Source organism: Halorubrum sp. AJ67, from assembly GCF_000513435.1.
On sequence record NZ_CBVY010000006.1, the window covers coordinates 27,284 to 38,087 of the forward strand.

The window sequence follows — 10,804 nt, forward strand, 5'->3', positions numbered from 1 at the left end:
TTAAATCTCATCTGGCTTTTCTCGAAGTAGCTGTTGCATTACTCCAAATTCTACTGTTTCGTACTGTTCGATCAAGTCCTTGAGCTGTAATATATTCTTTTCAATGTCACGTAGTGCTTCTGCTATCTCTTTTTGTTTATCTAATGGAGGTAGCGGAATTGTTTGGTTCATGTATGAATTAAATTGTAAATTGCGGATATTTGTTGTATTACTTTGAATAGGAACGGTTCCACCTCTACGATAAATATATTCTAACTGATAGTAAAGATAGTGAGAATATACTTTGTTTTCATCCGGTCTTAACAACCGAAGAAAATTCCCAGGATAGTACTCTCCTTTTAGATCAAAAAACAAGACTCTACCAACAGGTTGGTCTGCGCTTCCTCCTGAACGCTCTAATATTATATCTCCGTATTGTAATTGCTTATTTTGTTTTTTTGATTCAGGAATATCTCGATATGCCACATCTTCTAAGTCTATATGGTCTGACGCGAAATTGGTAGCACGGAGAACTGGTACTCCCTCTACTCCTTCAGGATCGTCTCCCCATACGCCTGATTCATCTTTCTCCAATAAATTTCTTAGCTTGGTTGACTGCCAATTGTCTTGAGTGTTTTCGTTCTCGGTGAATTCTGATAGGTCTTTGTTCATTATTGAGTCTTGGATAATGCTTAGCTATTCTCTCTTGCCTGATTCAATATTTTTTCCAAATGAATGACGGCTTCTTTAGCGGTATCCAGCGACGTCATTCCAGTAACAACTATTCGTCCACTTCCCGCGATGGTCATTACACAATTATGATTTGGGGGGCGGTATATAATAAACGGTGAAATCTCTGGCTCATATTCCACATTCTCAATTCCTAATATAATCGCTATAGAATTGAGATCTTCATCAATTTCTACTTCTGCTGAACAAACGAGATTAACAATATCGTATTGATCCCTGTTAATAGCTGAATTAATAATACCAAGATCAAGTAGTGATTCACTAAACACGTCTATTGATTCCTTTACTTCGTCTTGGGTTGAAGATCCTGTTACAGTAAATTTACCACTTCTAAACAGCAATATGGTAGATCCATTCTCGGCTGTTTTAATTACAACACCTGGGAAATTTGACGGGTCGTAATTCACATCAAATATTTTGATGTCATTCGCTACCTTTTCCAAATTGATTTCTCTATCAATACCTCCAGATGTTACAATATTTACTATCTTGATTGAATCTTGGTTGGGATAGTCACACATAATCATTCCAAGCTAAATTTGTCAAAATTACTCATCGTTTTGTTTTTTAACTCTTGATGGTTTTGTTCCATATTCTTCAATTTTTTTATCTCTGATGGTAGATCAACCTCTTTTTCTGGTTCAGTTGTTTCAATGTATAGAGAGATATTGAGATTATAGTCTTTCTCCTGAATCTCATTAAGCGAAACTGGCCTACTTACTCGCGCTTGTTCTTTCCAATTTCTATATATTTGGAATATGTTTTCAATACCTTGTTCGGTTAGTACATTCTGATTAGATACTTCATCATAAAAGTCAGGATCGTCAGCATGAACAAACAACACCTCATCGGAACGATTATTGCTTTTATTTGTGTTTAAAATGAGAATCGCAGTAGGGAGTGAAACATTCTGGAATAAATTCTCTGGAAGGCCAATAATTGCCTCAACAAGGTTACTCTCCAGCATTGTTTTTCGATAGCGTTTTTCGTTTTTGCGGAAGAGAATGCCGTGTGGGACGACAATAGCCGCTTTACCACCGTTTCCATCTCTCTCAGGCAACTTCAATTGCTTCGCGATATGCTGAATGAATGCGTAGTCGCCCCGATCAGCACGTGGGAGTTTCTCGTGCCAATCGAACCGTTCGTAGGGGTCGTCCTGAAGCTCGTCTTTCGCCCAATCAACCGAGAACGGGAAGTTCGCAAGTACTCGGTCGAACCGGGTCAGCTCGTTCTCGCCTTCATTGGTGAACGCTGGTTTCGATAAGGAATCCTCTCGCTCGATAGCCCCATTCAGCCCGTGGATCGAGAGGTTCATCTTCGCGATCGCGGCAATGTCCGGGTTGATCTCTTGGCCCGTGAACTTCAGCTTCTCAGGGTCGCCACCTTGCTCCTCACGGTAGTACCGGGCCGCCTCAATGAGCATTCCACCTGAGCCGACCGTTGGGTCGTGGAATGTTTGACCGTCCTCAAAATCGTCCACGAGCCGTACACAGAGGTTGACGATCTGCGGCGGTGTGAAGAACTGTCCGCCCGACTTGCCCTCCTCCTCTGCGAACTGACGCACGAGGTCCATGTACGCCTCTCCGAGCATATCCGGAGGGACGCTGTTCCGGTCAAGATCGTGCGTGGAGAGGTGTTCAACGAGTTTGCCGAGGCGATCGTCGTCGAGGGCGTCGGCGTCGATGTAATCGGCCCGGAAGACGCCTTGGAGTTCGGGGTTCTGGTCTGTGACCGCGTCGAAGGCTTCGTTGAGGGCTTGGTCGATGTTGTCGCTGACTGCTCGGAGGTCTTCCCAGCCGTAGCCTTCGGGAACAACGGGAACGTCGTAGAGATTCGGTCGTCGTGCGAGGTCTTCGTCTCCGTACTTGTCGAGGTTATCTGCGTACTGTTTCTCAAACTCGTCGGAGATGGCCTTGTAGTAGACTAACGGGAGGATGAATTCCTTGTAGTCGGTCGGGTCAACGGCGTCTCGGATTATATCCGCACACTTGAACAGATGAGAATCGAGTTCGGAGAGTGACAGCGTCATAACCGTGTGATGTATTCAGGGGGTCATATCTCCTGTGATCAAAATCATCGTTGAGCAGTCTTCATCATCGCCGGGGCTGCTCTCGCCGAAGCAGTAATCGCGGATAGTTTAACACGAGACAACATCATTCAGTTCTATGGCACAAGCTGGAAACCAAGACCTCACAGAACGTCTCATCCAATTCTATAGAAACAACTACCGTGAGGAGATCAGCACTCTTGAGCAGAATTATCCGAATAACCAGCGGTCGTTGTATGTCGACTACGAAGATCTCTACCAATTCGACCAAGACCTCGCCGTAGACCTCCGCACGAAGCCGGAGCAGATGCGCGAGTACGCAGAAGAGGCGCTCAGGCTCTACGACCTCCCAGCCGATGTTAGCCTTGGACGAGCCAATGTGCGGATCGAGAACCTCCCCGACACAATCCAGACTTCAGACATTAGTGCCCACAATGATCAGGTCGGGAAGCTGGTTGCTATTGAAGGGATTATCCGCAGAGCAACAGAGGAGGAATTAAAAATCACTGAAGCTGCATTTGAATGTCAGCGTTGTGGGACGATGAGCTATATCCCACAAAGTGACAGTGACTACCAGGAACCTCATGAATGCCAAGGCTGTGAAAGAAAGGGTCCCTTCCGTGTTAATATAGATCAGTCAGAGTTCACTGACACGCAAACTGTTTGGTTGATTGAGAATGCTGTAAACCTATCTTCTGGAACCGCTCCACGTGAAATTGAAATTGTCATTCGAGACGACCTTGCAGGCAAGGCTGTCACCGGTGACAGAGTTCGTATTATTGGGACCCTCCATCTTGACCAAGATGCTTCGAACTCTCAATCGAACCCGTCATTTACCCCGTATTTAGACGGTATGTCGATTGAACAAGTTGAACGGGACAGCTCTGGTAAGAGTGGAAATCAACACACGTCGATTCCAGATCTCGAAACCTATACTGAACTCGCCACTACTGCGCTTAGTACACTCCCTGAAGATGCACGCGAAGAAGAAACAAAGGCAAAACTGATCACGCCGTTCGTTGAAGCACTTGGGTGGAACAAGTACGACAGTATGGAGGTGCGCCTCGAATATACTGATTCGAAGACGACGCTCCGGCCCGATTATGCTCTATTTGGTCCCGAATCAGATATTCCGGATGTGATTATTGAGGCCAAACAGATTGGAACTGATCTTGAACAAAAAGAACAACAGTTGTACGACTATCTGCGTGTCTTTTCAGCTGAATGGGGTGTATTGACTAATGGTGAAGAGTTCTATGTTTACCGCCGTACCAGTGATAATTACCTTCCTGAGAAGCTCACAGAAATGAAACTCAAGGATCTCTCACAAGCGAGTATCGTAGATTCGCTCCTGCGTAGTTCCTTCTACAAATAGCCACTCAGACGCATCTCGAAGCTTATGTGTTGACATTGGTAACGGAGCGATCTTTGGGGCCTGGGCGGCCTAATATCGGAGACCGTCGATCAGTGACTGACAGAGTGACTCAGTACACGTGATTACACGGGCCGGTATCAGCAGCATTTCGCTGTGGCGTCGGTGAACGGCCAGTCACCGAGATTAATCAGTGATTCCGTGGTTTTCCTTGTGAGTCGAGAGAATCTTTGTGAGTTGAACCTGAGCCACCGTGAGAAAGATGGCCCGGATCACTAATCCGAACCAACCAGAAACCCATATGGGGTACCAATCCCATGTCTTGAGTGGTGCTAACAGATCTTAAACCCAGGGTAAAATTGACGTTCTGGTTGCGGGCTTTGTTGAAATCCTTTGTTTCTGATATTTTTGACGCCGTACTGAATACAGCGCGCGTATCTCGCACAGGATCTCTTCGGAAAACCACCTGCCCGGATCGGTCAATACTGGCAAAATACTTATTTAATACATCAATATTGTTCTGACGATATGCCAGGTATGGATCACGGTCTTGAACGAGGTTTCGGGATGATTGTCGAGACCGTCGTTGTTGCCCTCCTGATTAGTGAAGTCGTTCCTTTGCTGGTTGAGCAAGGTATGCTCCCATCAGGTATCTTCTGGTGGGTGATTCCTGTTTCAATCGTGAGTGCGGTAATGACTGTAGATGCGTCCCGATACTGGTCGTTCAGCTACCTCGCAGGCGTCTGTATCGGAATCTATCTCGCTATCCCTATTTTCCTCGAAGCAGGGTTACTGAGTACACTTGATATTCTGATTTACGGAGGTCTCACACTTGCAGCAGTTGGCCTCCGAATCAAGATACACAGTTCGGGGTTCTGACCAGCCGCCTGTCCAGTAGTTACATAAAACACGGCTTATTCTTCCCTTGTGATGAATCGGACTACGCTAATCGCACTCCTCTCTCTTCTTGCGACAGTCTTTCTCATCGGCATCCCAACAGCCGCTGGATTCTATCCGCCACTTTTTGCAGGTTTCGCCGAGTCACTTCCCATTGAATTCATCCTCACCTGGATGCTCCGATTCGGAATTCTCACTCTCGGGTTTACGCTTGGATGGTATCTTCGAGGCGATTCAGAAGTGACAGATGCTGAGCGAGTCGATACAATCGAAGGCTGCATTCAGACGAACGATATTGCTTGGAAAGGGACAGCAGCACTCTCCAGAGGTAAGGTAGTAGATACAGATGTTGAATATAAGCAGATTTGTCCGAAGTGCCAGACTCCGATGAAGGATGATACCTTCGAAGCTTCAGCGCAGCAGCGTTGAGTGAAACCAAGTTATTCTCGCTCCACTCAATCGAAGAAAATCTGGGTGTGTTCTAACGACGAGTGTGGGCATTCAGCTAACCGGGATACAAGCGAATACAGTGATGCAGAGAATCTGTTCGAGCGCCACATCAGACGAATAGTTGAGAGCGAGGATGAGGAATATTCACTCCAAAGCCTCCTTGACCGTCTGGGTGAAGATGAGAAAGTCACTGGACGGCGTATTTGGGAAAAGTATGCTGAGATCGTAGACGACGATCAAATCAGTACGAATTGCTTCCACTAACGATGGTCGGTATAATCGATTCCTTGTTAGGAGGAGAAAGCCCAGAGTTGTGCCAATCTCTGCGAAAATATGCGTCGTTTAGCCCTTCAGATGCCTAATTTGTAGATCCTGCTGAGGTAAGGCTCACGAATGTCGTCGTAGTAAGTATGGAGGTAAGATGAGATTGCGTCGCTACTTGTGAAATCTTTCCCTGCCTTCGCGTCGCCCCGCATGTAGAGCAGTTTTTGACCGTTGATGTTCTCCTGCACTTTCCAATGAGTTGTGAATCGATGGCGTCCGTACTTGCTCGTGATGCCAGTGTGAAGTTCAGTGTCCTGAAGGTATTTCTCAGGGAAATATTTCTTCATGACGTTGTTGATACCGTCTCTCCCCATCTTACTGTGCGAATCCTTTCCTAAGAAGAGATGCGGCTCATCATTGTCCCACCGAATCAGCAGCCAAGAGCGAATCGCCCGCCGTAGTTCATCGTCAAGTGGCATAACACGGGGATTGTACGACTTGTTCCCTTGCCGGTCGTGAGGAATATAGATTGCATTCTCTCGGTGTCGTACATGTTGGCTTGTCCCCAGTTCCGGATACACTTCCTGAATGTCCGGGTCGGAAAGCGAGATGTCTCGTAATTTGACGTTCGATAGGGCCGTAGCACGGACCCCTAACTTCAGCAGAGATGTAACGATCGCTAAGTCGCGTTGATGCTTGATTGACCCGACAATCTCACGTAATTCTTCGAGTTCGATCTGATGAGGCGGTTTCTCGCTCTCGATGTGGAACGAAGTGGATTTCAGCACTGAACTGACGGGATTGAAGTCTTTGTTATGCGGGAACGCACCGTCATCCTGCCAGAATTTAAAGACGGCATTCAACCGCTTCAGTTTCTCACTTACTGTCTTATCACCATTCTCGCGCACCTCAGAGAGGTACTGAACGAAATTCCGCACGTTCTCTTCGCTTGGGCAGGCAAGGTGGCGGCCTTCGGATTCCATATGGTTGCGCCACTGCCGGAACAGAGTTCGATACGATTCCTTCGTTCTTTCTGAAACGCTATTTCCCTCCAACCCCTTCGTCCAGAAGATCATGAGGCTGTCTACGCCCACCTTCTCCTCTCTTTTTCTGATAGTGTCTTCCTTGTCTTTCAGCTGGTCCAGATTGCGATTGAGATCAGACGCGAGACCCTCCCGGAACTCACTCACATCATCCATTGACAGCCCCTCGCCGAACTCATCGGTTCCCGAGGTCATTCTAACTTACCTCCGCGAACACGAGATAGCTTCAGGTCCCAGATTTTTTTCGTTGCCTCGTACTCTGTAGCTGCCATCCAGAACGGCTGGTACGTGTGAGGGTAATCGACGTGCATCATCATCCATGTATAGAAGCGTTCGATGATGGCCCAGTAGCCCTTGAGGGCGTAGCTCGTTTGGTACTCGTCGATTAGTGACTCGGTCCACCGTTCAACCGCAGCAGGAGTGGCAAGAACTGGGTTATTGTCGGCAGTGAAGTCACACCAAGATTCCCAGGCGCGCTCGGAGCGACGTCGTTTGCTTTCAGAACTGCTCCGTCTGTTCATGTAATAGTCGAGGAATTCCTCCCATGACTCGCGCCCAGAGTACCGTGAGTTATAGTTCTTGAGCCGCAGATTGTCTGGTACTTGATCGAGCGATTTGTAAACACCCATGCGGTCTTTCGGGTTTATTGAGAGAGTCATTCTGAGAAGTCTGTAGGATAGAAGCAGTTGTTCTCGCGCTCTATTTGCTCGCCAACAATGTCATCAAGATGCTGTGATACTCGTGCAGGAAGGTCGTTGCCGAGTTCTCTGACGAGATCTGCATACGTGATACCAGGTTCTCTCTCTATTACTTCTATGAGGGCCTCACGCTCGCCGCCATAAGCGCGGACCTCAAGATCATTGATGTCGTCGCGAGCAGACTCAAGCTTGTTCTTGAGTTCATTCCGTTCGCGCCGAAGCTCTCGTTTAGTCTCGTCCACTTCGTGGTCTAAGCTGAATTTCTTGCGGCCTGCACAGACCATTGACTGGACATACTCACTTCTGCTCATGTTGAGTTCAGCGCGTTCTTCGTCCCACCCCACCACCATCTCTTTTGGAACGTAGACGGTGACCTGCTTGCTTTCACCCATTTTTCACCTCGCGCTCAGGTGGGATCAGTTTGATGTCACCGTTGGTGACGCAGTACTGAAATGTCTCATACTGGGTGGGAGAAATCCCAGCCTCTTCCAATTCGTCGGGTTCGAGGAAGAGAAAAGTGCCGAGAGGTTCGTCGTCGCTGTTGAAATTCAATTCAGACTCGTGGATCTCGGCAGAATCATCGCTGTGCCCAAGCGTTGATGACGGCGAGGTGGACGTGACTTCGTTCATGTTTCGGAGCAATACCACGCAGGGCGCATAATAACTTAAATAGTAGCAAAAATACAGTCAATAATAATAGACATATTCAGAAATAAGGCCGAAATAACGTTGCCTTTAAGTATAGTTGGGATTTGAGGCTTCATCACTCTTGGATTGAAAACACTCAGTGATTTTTGTAGATCTCCGCGACTCGGCCTTGTTTAGACGCGGTGTAAATCGTGTTCTACAGTCGTTGTTCAACGAACGAGATCGGGTAGAGAGCTACTCTCGGAGTGATTCGGTTCACCTAACAGAGCAACTAACCACAGCCGTCGGGAGCGTCTAAACAAGGCTCGCGCGCTGTATTCAGCACGCCATTTGTATTAGTCTTGGAAGATTTTAATAGAGCTATATTCTTCAAATATGGCTCTATGGCTCTGTTGAAATCCTCAGATAGTGATATGTTTGGTTCTCCCTGCGGTCAGTACAGGAGACTTACAGATCGCTCGATACAGGGGACTCACAGATCGCTCAATACAATACCCAAGAATCTCATTTCACGCATTAACAAGATGAGATCTGTGGATTAATGTTTATAATGGGTTAAGTACAAGATCGTTATATGAGTTCAGTGCTTGACAGTCAGATCTTCAACGGCAGCCGACGCCTGAGTTTGGTTGAGATGGATGCCAAAGAAAAGGTAGAAGAAGTATTTGAAAGCACGACTGCGGAAGACTTGCTGGAATCGACTGAAGAGGAGTTTGTACAGGAAGTTATGAATGAGGTAGAAATCGAGATTCCTGATATTGATTTTGAGGATTGGGAACCGCGAACTTCTGGTGAAGGTGGTAAGCGAAAGCTCGAAATTCCGCTCAGTTACGAAGGTGATGCGGAGCTTCTTGAAATCCCACCCTCTAACCACGATCCCCAAAATCTGACAGCAAGGGTAACAGCGGGTACCCTAACGTTCTCATTCGATTTGAATGATTTAGATTCGGATGATCCTCAAGGAGATATTGAGGAGTCACTCAACCATCTCGAAGAAGGTCTTGAGGCGCTTCAAGAGGAACTACAGGAACTCAAAGAAGAGATCCAAGATGACGTTCGTAACGAGTTTAGAGAACGAAAAGAGCAAGCAAAAGAGAATGAAAAAAAGTTGGAAAAGCTCGATTTCCCGAGTGATGATCAAGATGAATAGGAAACATCCGTAAAGCGGTATGTTATGTATATCTTTCGCGGTCTCGAAAGAGAATCTATTGCTTGAAGAGAGACTCAGCGATTGATACGCAGCCCTCATCGACCGGCTGTTTCAGACGAGAATGTATCTGAAGAATGGGATTTCAACAGAGCCACAGAGGGGTAAATTAGGTTGGAAGCACGTGCCAACAACCGGGTTACGCGCCGGTCGGTTTGCGTGCGACATAGTGCGCCATTCGAGATTTCAACAAAGTCGCTATTTTGCCTCAACGAGACGTTCAAGATGTTCCGGAGGGACGGCACCACGAGCGGCGTGCCCACCGTACTCGAATGTTGGAACGCCAGTGACTCCTTTCTGTTTGGCTTCACGGTGAGCGTTCTCAAGTCGCTTGGACCATTCCTCGTCCTTGATTGCCTCTCTGATCTCCACCGGGTCGAGTCCAATATCCTCGGCAAGGTTTTCGATGACCTCCAGATCTCCAATATCATGACCTTCCGTCCAGAGGGCGTCGAAGAGTGCCTCATCAAAATCTCTCCATTTGCCGGGATGCTCTTCACGGACGTACAGTGACGCCTGTTGAGCGTTCCATGAGTCAACATCGGTTCGGAGTTCCTGTGCCATGTCGATGTCGTATTTTTCTTGTAGGCGACGAACGTTCTCACGAGCCTGTTCATAGTAGTCGTCATCTTTGCCGTCGTCTGCGTCGTGGTCGATGGATCCGTCAGGACTCCGCTTGCCGGCTCGGAGGTCGAACGGGTGCCAGTCAAAGTCGATGTCGTTGTCACGATCTTCAAGGAATCGTGTTAGTACATTTCGACCGAGGTAACAGAACGGACAGACGTAATCGGAGTAGACGGTGATCGCGTCGGGTTCGTCGGTGCCGGATGCCGCGTCGGAGTCGGTTGCCATGCCCGCGCTACGTCGCGGAGCCGAAAAGGTCGTTCGGCAACGGAAGGTCCGGGATGCGGGAGGCCGGCCGATCCGCGAGGCCGGCCGATCCGCGAGACGCGACTCGTCGGGTCTCCCGCCGAATCACCACCAATTAATACAACCGCATTGTACAACCGCCTATGCCCGACTACGACCCGGTCGACCCGCCGATCGCGCTGACGATCGCCGGCAGCGACAGCGGCGGCGGGGCGGGAATTCAGGCCGACCTGTCCGCGATGACCGCGCACGGCGTCTTCGGGACCGCGGTGGTGACGGCGACGACCGCGCAGAACACCCGCGGCGTCGAGGACGTTCACCCCGTCCCTCCTGACCACGTCGCGAGCCAGTACGCGGCGGTCGCCGACGACTTCGACGTCGGCGCGATCAAGACGGGAATGTTGGCGACCGCCGAGATCGTCGAGACGGTGACCGACTCGGTCGCGGACGGCGGCGTCCCGCTCGTCGTCGACCCCGTGATGGTCGCGGCGACCGGCGACCGACTGCTCTCGCCCGCCGCCGAGGCGGCCTACGGGGACCTGATCGCGGCCGCGACGCTCGTGACGCCGAACGCCGACG

At 48.8% G+C, this 10,804-nt stretch carries 12 protein-coding genes and 2 pseudogenes; 6 read left to right on the forward strand and 8 right to left on the reverse strand.

Going from position 1 to position 10,804, the window contains the following annotated elements:
- From BN903_RS15755 to BN903_RS07330, 3 genes are read right to left on the reverse strand one after another with little or no spacing between them, the layout of a single operon-like run.
- Entirely contained in the window at window positions 1-651 is a 651-nt protein-coding gene (locus tag BN903_RS15755) for a restriction endonuclease subunit S (RefSeq protein ID WP_079890610.1), read from the reverse strand.
- 20 nt (window positions 652-671) lie between these two features.
- Complete coding sequence (locus BN903_RS15760; protein WP_195155744.1) at window positions 672-1,250, reverse strand: TATA-box-binding protein; 579 nt, start codon at window positions 1,248-1,250, stop codon at window positions 672-674.
- Window positions 1,251-1,252: 2 nt separating this feature from the next.
- Window positions 1,253-2,758, reverse strand: coding sequence for a class I SAM-dependent DNA methyltransferase (locus BN903_RS07330; RefSeq protein ID WP_048077131.1), 1,506 nt, complete (start codon window positions 2,756-2,758; stop codon window positions 1,253-1,255).
- 136 nt (window positions 2,759-2,894) lie between these two features.
- Here BN903_RS07330 and BN903_RS18025 point away from each other — a divergent pair.
- From BN903_RS18025 to BN903_RS16630, 4 genes and pseudogenes are all read left to right on the forward strand, one after another.
- Window positions 2,895-3,638 (forward strand): annotated as a pseudogene (locus tag BN903_RS18025) (hypothetical protein); the annotation flags it as partial.
- 132 nt (window positions 3,639-3,770) lie between these two features.
- A pseudogene (locus tag BN903_RS18030) lies at window positions 3,771-4,151 on the forward strand (type I restriction enzyme HsdR N-terminal domain-containing protein); the annotation flags it as partial.
- 525 nt (window positions 4,152-4,676) lie between these two features.
- Complete coding sequence (locus tag BN903_RS07340; RefSeq protein WP_048077132.1) at window positions 4,677-5,027, forward strand: hypothetical protein; 351 nt, start codon at window positions 4,677-4,679, stop codon at window positions 5,025-5,027.
- 51 nt (window positions 5,028-5,078) lie between these two features.
- Complete coding sequence (locus tag BN903_RS16630; RefSeq protein ID WP_154018088.1) at window positions 5,079-5,474, forward strand: hypothetical protein; 396 nt, start codon at window positions 5,079-5,081, stop codon at window positions 5,472-5,474.
- Between the two features lie 371 nt (window positions 5,475-5,845).
- Here the strand turns inward: BN903_RS16630 and BN903_RS07345 are convergent, their stop codons facing one another.
- From BN903_RS07345 to BN903_RS07360, 4 genes are all read right to left on the reverse strand, one after another.
- Entirely contained in the window at window positions 5,846-6,997 is a 1,152-nt protein-coding gene (locus tag BN903_RS07345) for a site-specific integrase (protein ID WP_052334942.1), read from the reverse strand.
- A complete protein-coding gene (locus BN903_RS07350) occupies window positions 6,994-7,323 on the reverse strand; it encodes a hypothetical protein (protein WP_195155745.1) in 330 nt (109 codons plus the stop codon). Before BN903_RS07350 ends, BN903_RS07345 begins: the two co-directional genes overlap by 4 nt.
- Window positions 7,324-7,457: 134 nt before the next feature.
- A complete protein-coding gene (locus BN903_RS07355; RefSeq protein ID WP_052334944.1) occupies window positions 7,458-7,892 on the reverse strand; it encodes a hypothetical protein in 435 nt (144 codons plus the stop codon).
- On the reverse strand, window positions 7,885-8,130 hold the full coding sequence (locus tag BN903_RS07360) for a hypothetical protein (RefSeq protein ID WP_048077133.1): 246 nt from the start codon (window positions 8,128-8,130) through the stop codon (window positions 7,885-7,887). The genes BN903_RS07355 and BN903_RS07360 overlap by 8 nt, the downstream gene beginning before the upstream one ends.
- A gap of 592 nt (window positions 8,131-8,722) precedes the next feature.
- On the opposite strand from BN903_RS07360, the gene BN903_RS16635 reads away from it, so the two are divergent.
- A complete protein-coding gene (locus BN903_RS16635; RefSeq protein ID WP_154018089.1) occupies window positions 8,723-9,298 on the forward strand; it encodes a hypothetical protein in 576 nt (191 codons plus the stop codon).
- 255 nt (window positions 9,299-9,553) lie between these two features.
- On the opposite strand, the gene BN903_RS07375 is transcribed toward BN903_RS16635, so the two are convergent.
- Complete coding sequence (locus BN903_RS07375) at window positions 9,554-10,207, reverse strand: DsbA family protein (protein WP_048077136.1); 654 nt, start codon at window positions 10,205-10,207, stop codon at window positions 9,554-9,556.
- A gap of 161 nt (window positions 10,208-10,368) precedes the next feature.
- On the opposite strand from BN903_RS07375, the gene BN903_RS07380 reads away from it, so the two are divergent.
- The coding region (locus BN903_RS07380; RefSeq protein ID WP_048077137.1) for a bifunctional hydroxymethylpyrimidine kinase/phosphomethylpyrimidine kinase at window positions 10,369-10,804 on the forward strand (436 nt) is incomplete at its 3' end.

Bases quoted from the DNA above. Each gene is read 5' to 3' on its own strand.
- BN903_RS15755 (WP_079890610.1), bottom strand. From the start codon at position 651: ATGAACAAAGACCTATCAGAATTCACCGAGAACGAAAACACTCAAGAC.
- BN903_RS15760 (WP_195155744.1), bottom strand. From the start codon at position 1,250: ATGTGTGACTATCCCAACCAAGATTCAATCAAGATAGTAAATATTGTA.
- BN903_RS07330 (WP_048077131.1), bottom strand. From the start codon at position 2,758: ATGACGCTGTCACTCTCCGAACTCGATTCTCATCTGTTCAAGTGTGCG.
- BN903_RS07340 (WP_048077132.1), top strand. From the start codon at position 4,677: ATGCCAGGTATGGATCACGGTCTTGAACGAGGTTTCGGGATGATTGTC.
- BN903_RS16630 (WP_154018088.1), top strand. From the start codon at position 5,079: ATGAATCGGACTACGCTAATCGCACTCCTCTCTCTTCTTGCGACAGTC.
- BN903_RS07345 (WP_052334942.1), bottom strand. From the start codon at position 6,997: ATGACCTCGGGAACCGATGAGTTCGGCGAGGGGCTGTCAATGGATGAT.
- BN903_RS07350 (WP_195155745.1), bottom strand. From the start codon at position 7,323: ATGAACAGACGGAGCAGTTCTGAAAGCAAACGACGTCGCTCCGAGCGC.
- BN903_RS07355 (WP_052334944.1), bottom strand. From the start codon at position 7,892: ATGGGTGAAAGCAAGCAGGTCACCGTCTACGTTCCAAAAGAGATGGTG.
- BN903_RS07360 (WP_048077133.1), bottom strand. From the start codon at position 8,130: ATGAACGAAGTCACGTCCACCTCGCCGTCATCAACGCTTGGGCACAGC.
- BN903_RS16635 (WP_154018089.1), top strand. From the start codon at position 8,723: ATGAGTTCAGTGCTTGACAGTCAGATCTTCAACGGCAGCCGACGCCTG.
- BN903_RS07375 (WP_048077136.1), bottom strand. From the start codon at position 10,207: ATGGCAACCGACTCCGACGCGGCATCCGGCACCGACGAACCCGACGCG.